Source organism: Lacinutrix salivirga (assembly GCF_053604675.1).
In genome coordinates this window covers 20,766-40,200 of record NZ_JBSHNP010000105.1, presented here as the reverse complement: position 1 = coordinate 40,200, position 19,435 = coordinate 20,766, and the positions used below count along the sequence as shown (strand labels likewise).

At 34.0% G+C, this 19,435-nt stretch carries 9 protein-coding genes; all 9 read left to right on the top strand.

The window, feature by feature from the left end; genetic code table 11:
• The coding region (locus tag ACVC5O_RS08750; protein ID WP_452221102.1) for a T9SS type B sorting domain-containing protein at positions 1-2,582 on the top strand (2,582 nt) is incomplete at its 5' end.
• Between the two features lie 27 nt (positions 2,583-2,609).
• Positions 2,610-3,566, top strand: a complete 957-nt coding sequence (locus ACVC5O_RS08745) for a PorP/SprF family type IX secretion system membrane protein (RefSeq protein WP_452221101.1) — start codon at positions 2,610-2,612, stop codon at positions 3,564-3,566.
• 19 nt (positions 3,567-3,585) lie between these two features.
• Complete coding sequence (locus ACVC5O_RS08740; protein ID WP_452221100.1) at positions 3,586-5,472, top strand: OmpA family protein; 1,887 nt, start codon at positions 3,586-3,588, stop codon at positions 5,470-5,472.
• A gap of 169 nt (positions 5,473-5,641) precedes the next feature.
• Positions 5,642-6,664, top strand: a complete 1,023-nt coding sequence (gene ruvB, locus ACVC5O_RS08735) for a Holliday junction branch migration DNA helicase RuvB (RefSeq protein WP_452221099.1) — start codon at positions 5,642-5,644, stop codon at positions 6,662-6,664.
• 107 nt (positions 6,665-6,771) lie between these two features.
• Positions 6,772-8,097 carry a cytochrome P450 gene (locus ACVC5O_RS08730; RefSeq protein WP_452221098.1) on the top strand — a complete coding sequence of 442 codons (1,326 nt, stop codon included), beginning with the start codon at positions 6,772-6,774 and terminating at the stop codon, positions 8,095-8,097.
• Between the two features lie 43 nt (positions 8,098-8,140).
• Positions 8,141-9,067 (top strand): tRNA epoxyqueuosine(34) reductase QueG, encoded by a 927-nt coding sequence (queG, locus tag ACVC5O_RS08725; RefSeq protein WP_452221097.1) that lies wholly within the window; start codon positions 8,141-8,143, stop codon positions 9,065-9,067.
• A gap of 108 nt (positions 9,068-9,175) precedes the next feature.
• Positions 9,176-11,482 carry an NADP-dependent malic enzyme gene (locus tag ACVC5O_RS08720; RefSeq protein ID WP_452221096.1) on the top strand — a complete coding sequence of 769 codons (2,307 nt, stop codon included), beginning with the start codon at positions 9,176-9,178 and terminating at the stop codon, positions 11,480-11,482.
• A gap of 110 nt (positions 11,483-11,592) precedes the next feature.
• On the top strand, positions 11,593-12,174 hold the full coding sequence (gene ruvA, locus ACVC5O_RS08715) for a Holliday junction branch migration protein RuvA (protein ID WP_452221095.1): 582 nt from the start codon (positions 11,593-11,595) through the stop codon (positions 12,172-12,174).
• Positions 12,175-12,180: 6 nt separating this feature from the next.
• The gene (gene sov, locus ACVC5O_RS08710; protein ID WP_452221094.1) at positions 12,181-19,395 is read left to right on the top strand and encodes a T9SS outer membrane translocon Sov/SprA; all 7,215 of its coding nucleotides are present in this window, start codon (positions 12,181-12,183) and stop codon (positions 19,393-19,395) included.
• The last annotated feature ends 40 nt before the right edge of the window (positions 19,396-19,435 follow it).

Below are 19,435 nucleotides of genomic sequence, written 5' to 3'. Positions count from 1 at the left end.
TAACCATTACAATAGAAGATGCACCAGAATCTGGAGAAGCATTAACACCAATAGAAATTTGTGAAGATGCTTTAACAGATAATTCGCCATTCGATTTATTTACATTATTAGATGGTACACAAGATACCAATGGAACATGGTCTGATATTAACGGAACAGTTTCAAACCCAATAGATATTACAGGATTAACAGCTGGTACTTACGATTACACCTATTCAGTAGCAGATATTGGTACGTGTAGCGATGTAGATGTAGTGGTACAAATAATCGTATTACCTCTGCCAGAAACAGGAGTTCCAACACCAGCATTATTCTGCGAGAATGATTTAACTGCAAATTCACCATTAGATTTATTTGGTCAATTAGCAGGAGAAGATGCAGGAGGAACATGGTCAGACGATGATGCTTCAGGAGCATTAACAGGAAGTGATGTTGATTTAACAACATTAACCATTGGAGTTTATAATTATTCTTATACAATTACAGATGTTAATGGATGTACAAATACAAGTACAGTAACCATTACAATAGAAGATGCACCAGAATCTGGAACAGCAAATGCTCCTATTGAATTTTGTTTAGCTGAAATAACAACTGGACAAACTTTTGACCTTTACGATTTATTAGAAGGTGAAGACCAAACAGGAACTTGGTCAGATGATACACCATCTTCTCAATTATCAGGAAGCATATTAACATTAGATGGTTTAGCTTCAGGAACCTATAATTTTACTTACGATGTTACTGCAATAGGAACTTGTGATGATAATTTAGTTAGTGTTTCAGTAATAATAAATGATACACTTGCTCCAACAGTAGTTACTCCTCAAGTATTTTGTGATGAAGCTACAGTTGCAGACTTATTTGGTACAGGAACTAATATCCAATGGTATGATCAAGTAACAAATGGAGTAGTATTAGAGGCTACAACACCATTAGTAGATGGTGTTACGTATTATGCAACACAAACCGACGCCTCTACAGGATGCGAATCTTCAACTAGAGCTGCTGTAACAGTTACAATTAACCAATCGCCAAACTCAGGAAATCCAAATGCAACAGGAATTTCTGTATGTAATGATAATACTAGTATTGATTTAAATACAGGATTAGATGGCACACAAGATTCAGGAGGTGTTTGGCAAGATACAGATGGTACTGGTGGTTTATCAGGAAATATTTTTGACGCAACAGGAATTGCAGCAGGAACCTACAATTTTACGTATGTAGTAACTGGCACTGCTCCTTGTACAGATTCTAGCACAACAATACAAGTGGTGTTAAGTGCACCTTTAAATCCAGGAACAGATGCAACTTTAGATGTGTGTAGTACAAATGGAACAACAGATTTATTTACGCTTATTGGCACTGCAGATGTTGGTGGAACATGGTCTCCAGCTTTAAATAGTGGAACAGGAGTATTTGACCCATTAGTAGATGCTGACGGAACTTATACTTACGTATTAACTAACGCTTGTGGAAATTATACAAGCGAAGTGGTCGTAACAGTTACTCCAGCTCCTAATGCAGGAACAGATGGCACATTTACTATTTGTGCAATAGATGTGGATGCAACCAACAGTCAGTTAGATTTACTTACAATACTAAACGATACACCAGATACTACAGGAACATTTACTAATAATGATAATGCAAATGGATTTTCTGGAACGCTATTAGATTTAACTCAAGTAACAGCAGGAAACTATACTTTTACATATACAGTAAATGCAAATTCTCCTTGTACAGTAAATGCAACTGCAGTAGCAACTGTAGTAATTAACGATAGTGATGCACCAACAGTTATAGACGCTAATCCTTCATTTTGTTTAGTAGATAGTCCAACAGTATCAAATTTAGATGCTTTCGTAAACGGAACAACAATTAATTGGTACGACGATGCTGCACTTACTATACTATTAGATGCTTCTGAAGCTTTAATAGATGGAGAAGATTACTATGCAACGCAAACAGGAACTTCTGCTTGTGAGTCGTCAGCAAACGTTATGATAAATGTTTCAGTTAATGATGAGCAAACACCAACATTAATTGATTCTAATTTAGAATTATGTATTAACGATGCACCAACAATAAATGAGTTAACGCTTAACATTTCAGAATATAACTCAAACACAAATAATGTCGTTTGGTACACAACTGAAACAGGTGGAACTCCCCTATCTAATTCAGACGATTTAAGTATTAATACAACCTATTACGCAGCTTTAGTAAATGCGACTACAGGTTGTGAGAGTAGTGTGCGTTTAGAAGTATCACCAGATTTAACAGGTTGTGGCATATTAGCTATTCCAGATGGTTTTTCACCAAATGGAGATGGTACAAACGATACTTTTGATATAGATAACCTAGACGTTTTATATCCAGATTTTCAAATTGAAATCTACAACAGAAACGGAAACATAGTATATAGAGGAAACGCTTCAACTCCAAGATTTGATGGGACTTCTAACGAATCTAGTATTGGTAAAGGCGACTTGCCTGTAGGTGTGTATTTCTACATCTTCAATTTTAACGATGGTGTTAATAAACCTAAACAAGGACGTTTATACTTAAGCAGATAATTTTTGGATAACTCAATTTTAGAAACAATGAAAAATTTAAATATATACAATAAAATAGTTGTCTTAATTGGTCTGGCATTTATGTCTATCCAAGGTCATGCACAACAAGATCCTCAGTTTACACAATACATGTATAATATGAGTATTATTAATCCTGCTTATGCAACTGCACAAGAAGACATATTAAATGTAGGAGGATTATACAGATCACAATGGGTTGGAATCGAAGGCGCACCAACAACAGGAACCTTCTTCGTTCATTCACCAATTAACGAAAAAGTAGAACTTGGTATTTCGTTTTCAAACGATAATATTGGAGACGTAGTTAAAGAAAACAATATCTACGCAGATTTTGCTTACGTGCTACCAGTAGGTATGGAAAGTAAATTATCCTTAGGATTAAAAGCAGGTTTAACCTTTTTTAATGTCGATTTTAATGGGTTTAATTTACAATCTGGAGATACCTCTACAGATGTCGCTTTTAATGAAAACATTAATCAAACCTTTCCAAATGTTGGTATTGGAGCCTTCTTTTTTACAGATAATTATTATTTAGGATTATCGGCTCCAAACATGTTAACCACAAAGCACATTGAAACCGAAAATGGTGTTAAAGCTACTGGTGTACAAGATATTCACTACTTTTTTACAGGAGGTTATGTGTTTGATATTAATTCAGACTTAAAGCTAAAACCATCATTTATGGCTAGAGCTGTAAATGGAGCGCCTCTTTCTTTAGATATAAATACAAATATTCTAATTAACGAAAAATTAGAAGCTGGTATTGGTTATCGATTAGACGACGCTATTACAGGTATGGTTAATTTTAAAATTGCACCAAACTTAAAAGTTGGATATGCCTACGATTATACAACAAGTAACTTAAGCGATTTTAATTCAGGATCACACGAAATATTGGTGTTGTTCGATATCGATTTATTTGGATTAAAAGGCGGTTACGATCGTTCACCAAGATTTTTCTAAAACCCAAATCACTATTAAAATGAAAAAATATACATATATACTTGCTGGACTTTTATTTATAAGTGGTTTAGCCGAAGCGCAAAAAGGAAGTTTAAAGCGTGTAAATAAGCTTTTCGAAATGAGAGCCTACACCGAAGCTGCCGAAATTTACGAAACTAAAGATCGTACTCAAGAAGTACTTCAAAACTTAGGAGATAGTTATTACTACAATACAAGTCTTCAAAAAGCAATTAAAACCTACAGAGAATTGTTTGTTACTTATGGAGATTCCATAGATATTGAACTGCATTTTAGATACGCACAAGCGTTAAAAGGTGTAAAAGACTATAAAGAAGCAGATAAACACTTAAGTACATATTACCGTAAAAAAGTGAACACTCCTGCTTTTATTGAAGCTTTAGAGAAAACAACACCTCATGTGTTTCAATTAAAACAATTAAACAATAAAAACTCTAGTAACGACTTTGGGTTATCGTTTTATGGCGATGATAAAGTAGCTTTTGCTTCAGCAAGAAACACAGAAAACCCGTCGTATGCATGGAATGAAATGCCCTATTTAGATTTATATAATGCAACATTAACTAAAGATGGTGTTTTGGAGAATATTCAACCATTCTCAGAAGCTATAAACACAGACTCACACGAGAGTAGTGCTGTATTTACTAAAGATGGTAAAACTATGTATTTTAATAGAACAAATACAACTCGTAAAAAAACCGATGATGAGAAAATAGCGCACATTAAAATTTATAAAGCAGAGTTGGTAGATGGAAATTGGACTAACGTTACAGCATTGCCATTTACTTCTAATAGCTACAGTACAGAACATCCATCACTAAGTAAAGATGGTAAAACGCTATATTTTGCTAGTGATATGCCAGGAACTCTTGGAAGTTTCGATATTTATAAAGTCGCTGTTAATGACGATGGTACTTATGGCGAACCAGAAAATTTAGGACCAGAAATTAACACTAAACACAGAGAGCAATTTCCTTTTATTAGTGAGTTTGATGTCTTGTATTTCTCATCAATTGGTCACCAAGGTTTTGGTGGTTTAGATGTGTTTAGAAGCAATAGTGTTAATGGTAGTTTTGATACTCCAGTAAATTTAGGAAGCTCAATTAACAGTAATTTAGACGACTTTGGTTATGTCATCCGCGAGAAAGATAACAAAGGCTATGTGTCTTCTAATCGTACAGGTTACGACAGATTATATGGTTTTGGTAGAGAAGAAAATATGCTAACCAAATACCAAGTAGAAGGTATTGTACAAGATAAAAACAGCAAAGAATTATTGTCTGGTGCTCTAGTCACTTTATTTGATGAGTCTGGTACAGTACTCCAAGATAAAATTGTTGGAGATAAAGCAGAATACTTATTTAAAATAGAACCTAATAAAAAGTATAAAATTAGAGGTACTTTAAAAGCTTATATTCCTCAAGACGTAGAATTTTCTACAGATAGTGAAGGTAAAATTCAGCATAATATTTATTTAGCTTTAGAATCTTTTGCAGATGCCGAAGAAAAAGTAAAAGAAGACGAAAAAGGAGAAGTTAAAGTACAATTAGATCGTATTTATTTCGATTTCGATAAATCGGAAATTCGCTCAGATGCAGCAACAACATTAAACGTGTTAGTAGATTTAATGAAAAAATATCCCTCTATGGAAGTTGAAGTTTCTGCACACACAGATGCACGTGGAAAAGACCAATATAATTTAGACTTGTCTAAACGTCGTGCAGCAGCAACACTAGAGTATTTAGTAAGTAGAGGTATCCAAAGAAACCGTTTGCGTAGTATTGGTTATGGCGAAATGCAACCCTTAAACCAATGCGATAAAGAAGATATTTGTACAGACGAAGAGTACGATATTAACAGACGTTGCGAATTTAAAATATTGAATTAATGACTAAGTAAATTAGTTAAACATCGAAAGGCCTTTCTCTTAAAACAGAAAGGCTTTTTGTTTATATTTGCTTTAGCTGAGTTTGTTTCAGTATTTTAGTATTACTCTTAGCCTAGTCAAAGAGTCTTTTTTTAATAAAATAAGAATTCCACACAAAGTGGAAAAAGCTATGAACGAAAATTTAGATCCAACAAACGATAATTTTTCTCACGAAGAAATTGATATTGAAAAAACGTTAAGACCGTTATCTTTTGAAGATTTTACAGGTCAGGATCAAGTATTAGAGAATCTTAAAATTTTTGTACAAGCAGCCAATGGTAGAGACGAAGCTTTAGACCACACACTATTTCATGGTCCTCCAGGATTAGGCAAAACAACCTTAGCACATATTTTAGCCAATGAATTAACAGTTGGTATAAAAGTAACCTCTGGACCTGTGTTGGATAAACCAGGAGACTTAGCAGGATTACTTACCAATTTAGACGATAGAGACGTGTTGTTTATAGACGAAATCCATCGTTTAAGTCCTATTGTAGAGGAGTATTTATACTCTGCAATGGAAGACTACAAAATTGATATCATGATTGAGTCTGGTCCAAACGCCAGAACAGTTCAAATAAATTTAAATCCGTTTACATTAGTTGGAGCCACTACACGATCTGGATTGTTAACCGCTCCAATGCGAGCACGTTTTGGGATTCAAAGTCGCTTACAATATTATAAAACAGATTTACTCACAACAATTATACAGCGTAGTGCTGTAATTTTAAATGTTCCAATTTCTATGGAAGCAGCAATAGAAATTGCTGGTCGTAGTCGTGGAACACCTCGTATTGCTAACGCATTGTTACGTAGAGTTAGAGATTTTGCGCAAATTAAAGGTAATGGAAGTATAGATATTAAAATTGCCAAATACGCGTTAGAGGCTCTAAATGTAGATGCTTATGGATTGGACGAAATGGATAATAAAATCCTATCCACTATAATCGATAAATTTAAAGGAGGACCAGTAGGAATAAGCACCATTGCAACAGCAGTGAGTGAAAGTACAGAAACCGTTGAGGAAGTTTACGAACCTTTTTTAATCCAACAAGGTTTTATAATGCGAACACCTCGAGGACGAGAAGTTACAGAGTTGGCCTACAAACATTTAGGTAAAATTAAAGGGCCAATACAAGGCGGTTTGTTTTAAATCCCATCCCGACCTTCCCAAAGGGAAGGAGAAATAATTAGAGTTTTGAAACGTAATATTAACACATCAGTTTCCTTTCCTTTGGAAAGGATTAAGGATAGGAATAAATGAAGAAAAAAATACCAGAAGTCTCACTCCTAAAATTTATTAAGCATTCATTAGAAATTCTTAAAAACCCACTGCCTTTTCATAATAAAAACTTTAACGCAAAAGGCGATATTTTTAAGTTAAACGTTGGGTTTAACACTAAAATTTATTTTTGTCGTAGTGCAGCTTTTGCGCAATATGTACTTCAGAAAAACCAAAAAAATTATGTAAAATCTTCTATTCAAACCGAAGATTTAGTGAAATATGTTGGTGAAGGTTTGCTAACTTCCGAAGGCGAAAAATGGAAAAAACAGCGTAAAATGATGCAACCTGCTTTTCATAAAAAGCAATTACAAAATTTGTTAAGTGGTATGCAAGACACTATAGTTTCAGAATTTAATAAAATAGAAGCTAATAAAATTATAGATTTATTTCCTATTCTTAATGATTTAGCATTTCAAACGGTTGTAAAATCATTATTTACAAAAGCAGCACGAGCAGAAGATATGGAAAGGCTTCAATTTATTACAGAAGCAAATCAGCGTATGTTAGTAAGAGAACTGCGACAACCTTATTTAGCATGGTGGTTTAAAATTGGAGGCGCTTTAAAAAAACATTTAAAATTGTCTGAAGAGGCAAGAGCCATATTAAAAGGTATTGTTGAAGAACGAAAATCTTCAGGCAAACGTTATGACGATTTGTTAGATATGCTATTAGAGACAAAATACGATGATGGCAATGGAATGAGCGAAGAACAACTTATAGACGAAATTCTAATTATTTTTACAGCAGGACACGAAACCACTTCCAATGCCTTAACGTTTACTTTTCAATTATTAGCAAAACATCCAAAATGGCAAGATAAAATATACAAAGAGTGGCAAAGTTTAGGAGGTGATACTGCCGATTTGATGACACGTGTTTCAACTTCAAAAATTTGCCAGCAAGTATTAGAGGAGTCTATGCGTTTATATCCACCAGCTTATTTTATAGATCGTGTAAATGTAGAAGCAGACCGTTTTAATGATATGGAATTTGAACCAGGCTGTAATTTATTATTTTCGGTTTACGAAATCCATAGACATCCAGAATTATGGGACAATCCAGAAGCTTTTTTACCAGAGCGATTTGCGGATGGAGGTCGTCAATTTTCATCCCAGTACTTTCCGTTTGGAGCAGGACCAAGAAAATGTATAGGTAACAATTTTGCGATGTTTGAGATGATTATTGCCGTTACAGAGTTGGTTAAAAACTATAAAATTCATTCAGAATTTGAAGCTATTGATAGTACACCTTTAATAACATTAAAACCTAAAAACGCCTATCTTAGATTTGCAAAGCGATAGATTTCCTTAACAATGTCATTCAGAGCAAAGCGAAGAATCTAATATGATTAACAATAAAACTAAATACACACAATTAATTAAAACCGAAGCCAAGCGCTTAGGGTTTTTGTCTTGTGGTATTAGTAAAGCTGGTTTTTTAGAGGAAGAAGCACCTCGATTAGAAAACTGGTTAAAAAACAACAGTCATGGCGAAATGCAATACATGGAAAACCATTTCGACAAACGTTTAGATCCAACAAAACTAGTAGAAGGTTCAAAATCTGTGATTTCGTTATTGCTTAACTATTATCCAAACGAAGTTCAAACAGAAAACACCTACAAACTATCTAAATACGCTTACGGAACCGATTACCACTTTGTTATAAAAGACAAACTAAAAGAATTTTTAAATACCATAAAAGAGGAAATAGGTGATGTAAATGGACGTGCTTTTGTAGATTCCGCTCCAGTTTTAGATAAAGCTTGGGCTGCAAAATCAGGACTAGGCTGGATTGGTAAACACAGTAATTTGCTCACACAACAAATAGGCTCATTTTATTTTATAGCCGAATTAATTATAGATTTAGATCTAGAATACGACCATGCAACAACAGACCATTGTGGCACCTGTACTGCATGCATAGATGCCTGCCCTACGCAAGCCATAACAGAACCTTATGTGGTTGATGGGAGTAAATGTATTAGTTATTTTACAATTGAATTAAAAGAAAACATCCCAACAGAATTTAAAGGTAAAATGGACGATTGGATGTTTGGTTGCGACGTATGCCAAGATGTTTGCCCTTGGAACAGATTCTCCAAAGCACACAACGAACCTTTATTTAATCCACACCCAGAATTATTATCTATGACTAAGAAAGATTGGGAAGAGATTACACAAGAAACGTTTAGTAAAGTGTTTCAGAAATCGGCTGTAAAACGGACTAAATTTTCTGGATTAACTAGGAATATTAAGTTTTTAAAAGAGTAGTTTAAATCAATTTTCAATAAAACGGAAGCCATTTAAAAACAAAAATCAAATCAGTTTTATTTCTCACAAAAACCTTACATTTGCTAGTTCATATAACAACCAAAAAATATGAGTAAACAAAGTAGACGTCGCGAAGCTTTAGTATATCACGCAAAGCCAACTCCAGGAAAAATAAAAGTAGTACCAACAAAAAAATATGCCACACAAAGAGATTTGTCGTTAGCCTATTCTCCAGGTGTTGCAGAACCTTGTTTAGAGATTGAAAAGGACGTTAATAACGTCTATAAATATACTGCCAAAGGTAACTTAGTAGCAGTAATAAGTAACGGAACAGCAGTTTTAGGACTTGGTAATATTGGTCCAGAAGCCTCAAAACCAGTAATGGAAGGTAAAGGCTTGCTCTTTAAAATCTTTGCAGATATAGATGTCTTTGATATTGAAGTCGATACTGAAAATGTAGAAGAATTTATCCAAACCGTTAAAATGATAGCACCAACTTTTGGTGGTATTAATTTGGAAGATATTAAAGCGCCTGAAGCTTTTGAAATCGAAAGACGCTTAAAAGAAGAGTTGGATATTCCTGTAATGCACGACGACCAACATGGAACGGCAATTATTTCTGCAGCAGCATTATTAAACGCTTTAGAGCTTGCAGAGAAAAAAATAGAAGACATTAAAATAGTAATAAGTGGAGCAGGAGCAGCAGCGATTTCGTGCACGCGTTTGTATTTAGCCTTTGGCGCTAAACGCAAAAACATTGTAATGTTAGACAGTAAAGGTGTAATTAGAGACGATAGAGACAATCTAACATCACAAAAAGCAGAATTTGCAACACACAGGAAGATCGATACACTAAATGAAGCAATGCAAGACGCAGATGTGTTTATTGGCTTATCCACTTCAGATATTGTAAATCCAGCCATGTTAAAATCTATGGCAGACAATCCAATTGTTTTTGCTATGGCAAATCCAGATCCTGAAATTAATTACGATGTTGCTGTGGCAACACGTAAAGATATTATAATGGCAACTGGTCGTAGTGACCATCCTAATCAAGTAAATAACGTGCTTGGTTTCCCTTTTATATTTAGAGGTGCTTTGGATGTTCGTGCTACAAAAATTAACGAAGCCATGAAAATGGCAGCAGTAAAAGCCTTGGCAGATTTAGCCAAAGAGCCAGTGCCAGAGCAAGTAAATATTGCCTATGGAGAAACACGTTTAACCTTTGGTAGAGATTATATTATCCCAAAACCTTTTGATCCAAGATTAATTGTACAAGTGCCTCCAGCTGTTGCAAAAGCTGCTATGGAAAGCGGAGTTGCTAAAGAACCAATTGAAGATTGGGAAAAATATACAGACGAATTAATGGAGCGTTTAGGTTCCGATAATAAAATTGTTAGACTACTATTAAACAGAGCCAGACTAAACCCAAAACGTGTGGTGTTTACAGAAGCAGACTCGTTAGATGTGTTAAAAGCGGCACAAATTGTTTATGAAGAAGGCATTGCAATCCCAATTCTTTTAGGTAGAAAAGAAGAAATTGAACGCCTAAAAGAAGAATTGGAGTTTGATGCAGATGTGCAAATAATTGATCCAAAATCTGATGAGCAATTAGAGCAAAAAAATAAATATGCTAAAGTGTATTGGACACAACGCAAACGAAAAGGAATTACACTATTATTAGCCGAAAAGCTAATGCGAGAACGTAACTACTTTGGAGCAATGATGGTTAACGAAGGTGATGCAGATGCTTTAATTTCTGGATATTCACGTAGTTATCCTTCTGTAGTAAAACCAATGTTAGAACTTATTGGCTTAGCACCTGGAGCAACAAGAGCGGCAACCACTAATGTAATGATGACGCAAAGAGGACCAATGTTTTTAAGCGACACCTCAATAAATATAAATCCTTCAGCTTCAGATTTAACTAAAATTGCACAAATGACAGCGAGAGTAGTTACAATGTTTGGGATGGAACCAGTAATGGCAATGACCTCATTTTCAAATTTTGGAAGTTCAAAAACCCAAACAGCAACTAAAGTAATGGAAGCGGTTAGTTATTTACATAAAAGACATCCTAATTTATTGGTAGATGGCGAATTACAAACAGATTTTGCTTTAAATAGCGAAATGCTTAAAGAACATTTCCCGTTTTCTAAATTAGCAGGTAAAAAAGTGAACACGCTTATTTTTCCAAATTTAGAATCTGCAAACATTACTTATAAATTATTAAAGGAATTAAATAAAGCAGATTCTATAGGTCCAATTATGATGGGAATGCGTAAGCCAGTTCACATTCTTCAATTAGATGCAAGTGTAGATGAGATTGTAAACATGACAGCTATTGCAGTAATCGATGCACAGCAAAAAGAAAAATGGGAAACAGAGCAGCGCAATAAAGCATCAGAAGCCTAACAAATAGTGTATTTTGTCGATATTTTTAACACATCTTTAGGCTTTTAGCTGTTCGTAATTGAAAAGCTCAATAATTTTATTACATTTGAAGGCTTAACAGATACTCATAAATGATAACACATGTTCAGGGAAAATTAGTTGAAAAAAACCCAACTGATGTAGTAATAGACTGTAATGGTGTTGGCTATTTGCTCAACATTTCTCTGCATACCTTTTCTCAAATTCCAGACCAAGAAAATTTAAAGCTATACACACATCTTCACATACGCGAAGATGCACATACACTCTATGGTTTTGTATCATTAGCTGAGCGAGAAGTGTTTAGATTATTAATTTCGGTAAGTGGTATTGGTACAAATACTGCCAGAACTATGCTATCTTCACTAACACCAAAGCAAGTAAGAGAAGGCATAGCTACAGAAGATGTTGCACTTATTCAATCCATTAAAGGGATTGGTTTAAAAACTGCACAACGTGTAATTATAGATTTAAAAGATAAAATCCTTAAAATTTATGATATAGACGAAGTTTCTGTCACTAAAAACAATACCAACAAAGAAGAAGCGTTATCTGCTCTAGAAGTTCTTGGTTTTGCAAAAAAACAAGCAGAACGTGTTGTGGACAAAATTGTTGCCTCACAGCCAGATGCCAATGTAGAAACCATTATTAAACAAGCTTTAAAAAACTTATAATAAATTTTGAATTCAACTACTTATACCAAGCCTCGAGATATATTCAAAACGTATGTATTTGTTCTAGCATCTTGCTTATGTGTAGCATTTGCTTGGTCGCAAGAGGACAATACAACAACTCAAGATTCTACAAAAACTGGCTTTAGTTTAGGCGAAATAGAAATGCCAAACCCAACAAGTATTGTGTCTAAATATACTTACGATCCTATTTCAGACCGTTATATTTATACCGAAACTGTTGGAGAATTTAATATAAACTACCCAGTTATTTTATCTCCAGACGAATATCAGGAACTTGTATTAAAAGAGAATTTAAGAAATTACTATAAAGAAAAAATAAGCGCTTTTGATGGTAATAAAGCAGATAGTGAAGAAGCACAGAAAAACTTACTCCCAGAATATTATGTAAATTCAGGTTTTTTTGAAAGTATTTTTGGAGGTAACACCATAGAAATTGTACCACAAGGTTCTGTTGAGGTAGATTTAGGAGTGTTGTTCACAAAACAAGATAACCCTTCGTTTTCACCAAGAAACCGAAGCAATTTTACGTTCGATTTCGACCAACGTATCAGTCTTAGTATGCTTGGTAAAGTTGGAGAACGTTTACAAGTAACAGCCAATTACGATACAGAATCTACTTTCGATTTCCAAAACGTAGTAAAATTAGAATACACACCAACCGAAGATGATATCATTCAAAAAATTGAAGTTGGTAACGTTAACATGCCAATTAATAGCTCATTAATTACAGGAGCACAGAGTTTATTTGGTGTTAAAACGCAATTAAAATTTGGAAAAACAACAATTACAGGTGTGTTTTCTGAGCAAAAATCAGACACAAAAACAGTAATTGCACAAGGAGGCGGAACGCTAGATGAGTTCGACTTTTTTATTAGAGATTACGATGAGAATCGCCACTTTTTCTTAGCACAATATTTTAGAGAAAATTATAACGAAGCACTTTCTAACTATCCTTTTATAAACACAAACGTCCAAGTTACTAGAATAGAAGTTTGGGTAACAAACAGAAGCAATAGAACAGAAAACGTAAGGAATATTGTAGCCTTACAAGATTTAGGTGAAGGCGAAATTGTAGGTTCTGCAGTAAATACATTTTCTGGTCCAGGTGCTTATCCAGATAACGGAAATAATGCTTTCGATCCAACAAACATTGGTTTAGGAGGCTCTCAATTAAACAATTTAATAAGAGATATTGCAACGGTTCAAGATGGTATTACAGTAGTGCCAAATGTGCAAGAAGGTTTTGACTATGCTAAATTAGAAAATGCCAGAAAACTAACCGAAGGACAGGAATATGTATTAAATACACAGCTAGGTTATATTTCATTAAACCAACGTTTAAACAACGATGAGGTTGTTGCTGTTGCCTTTCAATTTACTGTTGGAGGACAAGTGTATCAAGTAGGAGAGTTTGCTAACGATGGTATTGATGCAACAAATGTAAATACCAATGGTCAAGGTCAAGTGACCAATGTAACCAACAATACATTAATACTTAAGTTGCTAAAAAGTAGTGTAACCAGTACATCGCAACCTATTTGGGATTTAATGATGAAAAACATCTACGATACAGGAGCCTATCAATTAAGTCAGGAAGATTTTAAATTAAACATTTTTTATACCGAAGGCTCTCCATTAAATTACATCAATCCAGTTGGAGCAGATTTTGGAACAGACTTTAACGGAGAACCCATCCAAGAAACCACATTATTAAGGCTTTTCAATTTAGATCGATTAAACTTTAATAACGATCCACAAGCTAATGGAGATGGTTTTTTCGATTTTGTTCCAGGAATAACTGTAATTCCGCAAAACGGAAAAATTGTTTTTACAACTGTAGAACCTTTTGGACGTTATTTATTCGATATTTTAGATAACGATAACAACCCAACCAATAATCAGTCTGATTACGATTCGGATATCTTTAACCCAAACCAAGAAAAATACGTTTACGATATTCTATACAAGCAAACTAAAACTGCTGCTTTAGACGAAAACGAAAAGAATAAATTTCAAATAAAAGGACGATACAAATCACAAGGAGGAGATGGTATCCCAATTGGTTCGTTTAATGTACCACGAGGCTCTGTAAAGGTTACTGCTGGTGGACGTGTATTAGTAGAAGGTGTGGATTATACTGTAAACTATCAGTTAGGACGTGTGCAGATTTTAGACGAAGCATTAAAAGCATCCAATACTCCAATTCAGGTTTCAACTGAAAATAATTCAATTTTTGGACAACAGACAAAGCGTTTTACAGGATTAAATGTAGAGCATCAATTTAACGAGAATTTCGTTATGGGAGCGACCTATTTAAACCTAAACGAGCGTCCAATCACACAAAAAGCAAATTATAATAGCGAACCTATTAATAATACTATTTTAGGGTTAAACGGAAATTTTTCTACAGAAGTTCCCTTTCTAACACGTTTAGTAAATAAGTTACCAAATATAGATACAGATGTACCATCTAATCTATCTATAAGAGGTGATTTTGCCTATTTATTACCAGGAGCTCCAAAAGGAACTGACTTTAATGGTGAAGCAACCTCGTATATCGATGATTTTGAAGGCACTCAAAATGGCATAGATTTAACCTCTGCACAATCTTGGTTTTTATCAAGCAGACCTGTTGAATTACCAGCTAATATTCCTGGAAGCGATGCGCCAAGTACAGAAAATGGCTATGGTAGAGCATTATTAAACTGGTACAGAATTGATCCTATTTTTTATAGTGGTCAGCGTCCTAGTGGTATTTCAGACGATGATGTTTCTGGCTTATATACTAGTCGAGTATTTATAAACGAGTTATTTCCGCAGCAAGACATTGCACAAGGTCAAACCACTGTTTTAAACACTTTAGATTTAGCCTTTTATCCAAACGAACGAGGTCCTTATAATTTTGATGCAGTAAACACAACAGATAATACAATTAATAACCCTCAAAATACTTGGGCAGGAATTACTAGACAAATCACATCTACAGATTTTGAGCAAGCCAATGTAGAATATATTGAGTTTTGGTTACAAGATCCTTTTCAGGATAATCCAACAAATCAAGGAGGTAAAGTGGTATTTAACCTAGGTAATATTTCTGAAGATGTTATAAAAGATGGTCGTAAATTATACGAAAATGGATTACCACAAGATGGAAATATAGATTTATTGCCTGTAACAACATATAACACAGTAGTCCCTCAAAACCAAGCCTTAATTTATGCATTTGATACTACTGGAGATCAACGTACTAATCAAGATGTTGGATTAGATGGATATAGTGATAAAGACGAAAAAATAAAATTCCCAGATTTTGGCACATTAGACGATCCATCTAACGATAACTACAGTTACTTCCTTAATACAGAAGGTGGTATTTTAGAACGTTATAAAAAATACAATAACAACCAAGGGAACTCTCCAGACACATTTAGTGATACCAATAGAGGCTCTACAACACAACCTGATGTCGAGGACGTGAATAGAGATAACACGATGAATACCATCGATAGTTATTTTCAATATACTTTAGATATAACACCTTCTACTTTAAACGATGATAATCAATTTATTGTTGATTCTAAAACAGCGCTTAGAGTATTACCAAATGGAGAAGAAGCGAATGTTAATTGGTATCAATTTAGAATCCCTGTTAATAGCGAGTCTAGAGAAGCTATTAATGGAATTACAGATTTAAGATCTATTCGTTTTGTAAGATTATTTGTTAGAGATTTTAACGAGCCTACCATTATGCGATTTGGAACTTTAGATTTAGTACGTAGCGATTGGAGACGCTATTTATTAACCTTACAAGACCCTATAATAGATAATAATCCAGACGATGATGGTACAGATTTTTCGGTTGGTGTGGTAAGCACACAAGAAAATGATGGGAATTACGAGTCGCCTCCTGGTGTTGTGCCAGAGCAATTAAATAATAACAACACTATTATAGACCAAAATGAGCAATCACTTGTGGTTAATGTTTGCGATTTAGAGTCTCAAGATGCCAGAGCAGTCTATAAAAATATTAGTGTAGATATGCGACAGTATAAAAAACTACGTATGTTTATTCATGCTGAAGAAGGTAACCAAGTGGATAATCCTCCTTTAGCAGAAAATCAATTGGTTGGTTTTATAAGGCTAGGTAACGATATAAACCAAAATTACTACCAAGTAGAAATTCCATTACAAATTACTGGTGCAGATGGAATAAACGAACTGTGGCCTTCAGCAAACGAAATCAATTTAAATTTAGAGGTACTACAACAATTAAAGGCAAAAGCCATTAGCGATCCTGCAATTGGAGACGGAGTGTCTGCTACATTTTATGATGTGCTAGATAATACTAATTTAAGTGAAAATACGGTTAACGAATTTGCTCCTTACGTTTTAGGACAACATCGTGTAGGTATTAAAGGAAATCCAAACTTTGGAGATATTAGAACCTTAATGGTTGGTGTAAAAAACGCCTTTGCAGAAGAGCGCTGTGCAACACTTTGGTTTAATGAACTCCGTTTGTCGGACTTAGACAACGAAGGTGGTTGGGCAGCTATTTTAAGCGTAGATACCAATTTAGCGGATTTTGCAAATATTAGTGCCTCAGGAAGACAAAGTACAGCAGGTTTTGGTGGAGTGGAGCAAGGTCCACAAGAAAGAAGTAGAGAAGATGTAAAGCAATACGACGTAGTAACTAATATAAATGTTGGGCAATTACTACCAAAAAAATGGGGACTGCAAGTGCCATTTAATTACGGACAAGGTGTTGAGGTTATAACACCAGAGTACGATCAACAGTATAAAGATATAAAATTAGATACGCGATTAGATGCTGCTGAAACAGAAGAAGAAAAAGAGCTAATTAGAGAACAGTCTGAAGAATATACAAAACGTAGAAGCATCAATTTTATTGGTGTGCGTAAAATTAGAACTGGCGAGTCTAAACCACGTTTTTACGACGTAGAAAATTTAACACTTAATTACTCTTACAATAAAATAGAACATAGAGATTTTGAGATTGAACGCTCTGTAGATAAACAAGTACGAGCAGGAATTAATTATGCTTATAATTTTGAGCCTAAAGAAATAGCTCCTTTTAAAGAAAACGATTCATTATTTACAGGAAAATACTGGAAAATTTTAAAAGACTTTAATGTAAATCTAATGCCTGCAAGTTTTACTGTTAATAGTAATGTACAGCGTCAATTTAACAGACAACGTTTTAGAGAAGTAGAATTAGGAGGCAATAATATTGGTCTAGAAGAATTATTTAGACGTAATTACACTTTCGATTTTCAATACAACTTAAATTGGAATCTAACAAAGTCACTACAGTTTAGCTTCTCTGCAGCAAATAATAATATTGTACGTAATTATTTTAAAGACAATATTAGAAATGGAGAGCAAGACCCAACACTAGATGTTTGGGATGGTTTCTTCGACTTTGGAGATCCAAATAGACAATACCAACAACTACAATTAAACTATCAATTGCCTTTAGAGAAGCTACCATTTTTAAATTTCCTACAAGCAACATATTCTTACACAGGAGATTTTCAATGGCAAAAAGGATCGGATTTATTTGGTAATTTAGAAGTAGATGGCCAAACCTATGATTTAGGAAACTCCATACAAAACAGTAACGTGCATAATATTAACTCAACTTTAGACATGAATAAGTTGTATAAATATCTTGGCGTTAAAAAAACAAATACTAGACGAAGTGGAGGTAACAAAGTAAGTAGAAATAGTAGAAAAACACCTCCTGGAGGAAAAGAAGAAACTCAACAAGCTAGCAAACCTAAAAATAATATTGGTTCTAAACTAGCAAATGCAGGAATTGGATTATTAACAAGCGTTAAACGTATTCAAGTAAACTACTCAGAAAACAATGGAACATTTCTACCTGGTTACTTACAAACTCCTGGTTTTATTGGTACTTTAAAACCAACAGTGGGTTATACTTTTGGAAGCCAATCAGATATTAGAGATCTAGCAGCAAGAAATGGTTGGTTAACAGTATTCCCAGATTTTAATCAACAATATACATCTGTACAAACCAAACAATTAGATTACACAGCTAATTTAGAGCCATTTCGAGACCTAAAAATAGATTTAGTTGGTAATAGAACGTATTCTGAAAATTATACCGAAAACTACCGAATTAATGATGTTGGTGGTACACTAGAATACGAATCTTTAACACCAAACACCTTTGGGAACTTTAACATTTCAACAATATTATTAAAAACAGCCTTTGGTGCAAGTGACGAAACACGCTCTGATGCTTTTAACGATTTTAGAGATAATAGATTAACTATTGCAAGACGTTTGGCGCAAGAACGAGGTGCAGATGTAAATGATGTAGATGCTGAGGGATTCCCAAAAGGATTTAGTAAAACCAGCCAAGCAGTTTTATTACCTGCTTTTGTTTCGGCTTACACAGGAAGCGATGCTGGTAAATCAAAACTTGGAGCTATAAGGAATTTCCCTGTTCCAAACTGGGATTTAAAATATACTGGTTTAATGAAGTTTAATTGGTTTAAAAAACGCTTTAAACGTTTCTCTTTAACTCATGGTTACCGTTCAAATTATACCATTAACCAATTTAGAACAAATTTAGACTACAATCCAATAGACTATTCAGTAAATTATGATGCACAACCACTAGATAACTTAAATCAAGCAGGTGATTATAAAAACGAAGAACTTTATAGTAATGTAGCGCTTACAGAAATGTTTAGTCCATTAATTCGTATAGATTTTGAAATGAAAAATTCAGTTAAAATCTTAGCAGAAGTTAAAAAAGACAGACTACTATCGTTAAGTTTCGATAATAATTTAATGACCGAAATACAAGGCAATGAGTATATTATTGGATTAGGCTATAGGTTTAAAGACGTAAGAATAAAATCGAAACTCGCAGGTCCAAAAAAGACAATTGTAAGTGATTTAAACATGAAAGCCGATTTATCTTTAAGAGATAATAAAACCATAATTAGATATTTAGATTTAGAAAACAACCAAGTAACATCTGGTCAAACAATTTGGGGAATAAAGTACACTGCAGATTATGCATTTAGTAAAAACCTAACAGGTATTTTTTACTTTGATTATACGTTTTCAGAATACGCAATATCAACAGCTTTTCCGCAAACCACAATTCGTTCTGGTTTAACTTTAAGATATAATTTCGGAAATTAATAGAAATATTATTTTTTTGAATTAAATTTAAACCATAAAT

Coding starts and splice junctions, on each gene's coding strand:
- ACVC5O_RS08745 (WP_452221101.1), top strand. CDS start 2,610: ATGAAAAATTTAAATATATACAATAAAATAGTTGTCTTAATTGGTCTG.
- ACVC5O_RS08740 (WP_452221100.1), top strand. CDS start 3,586: ATGAAAAAATATACATATATACTTGCTGGACTTTTATTTATAAGTGGT.
- ruvB (WP_452221099.1), top strand. CDS start 5,642: ATGAACGAAAATTTAGATCCAACAAACGATAATTTTTCTCACGAAGAA.
- ACVC5O_RS08730 (WP_452221098.1), top strand. CDS start 6,772: ATGAAGAAAAAAATACCAGAAGTCTCACTCCTAAAATTTATTAAGCAT.
- queG (WP_452221097.1), top strand. CDS start 8,141: ATGATTAACAATAAAACTAAATACACACAATTAATTAAAACCGAAGCC.
- ACVC5O_RS08720 (WP_452221096.1), top strand. CDS start 9,176: ATGAGTAAACAAAGTAGACGTCGCGAAGCTTTAGTATATCACGCAAAG.
- ruvA (WP_452221095.1), top strand. CDS start 11,593: ATGATAACACATGTTCAGGGAAAATTAGTTGAAAAAAACCCAACTGAT.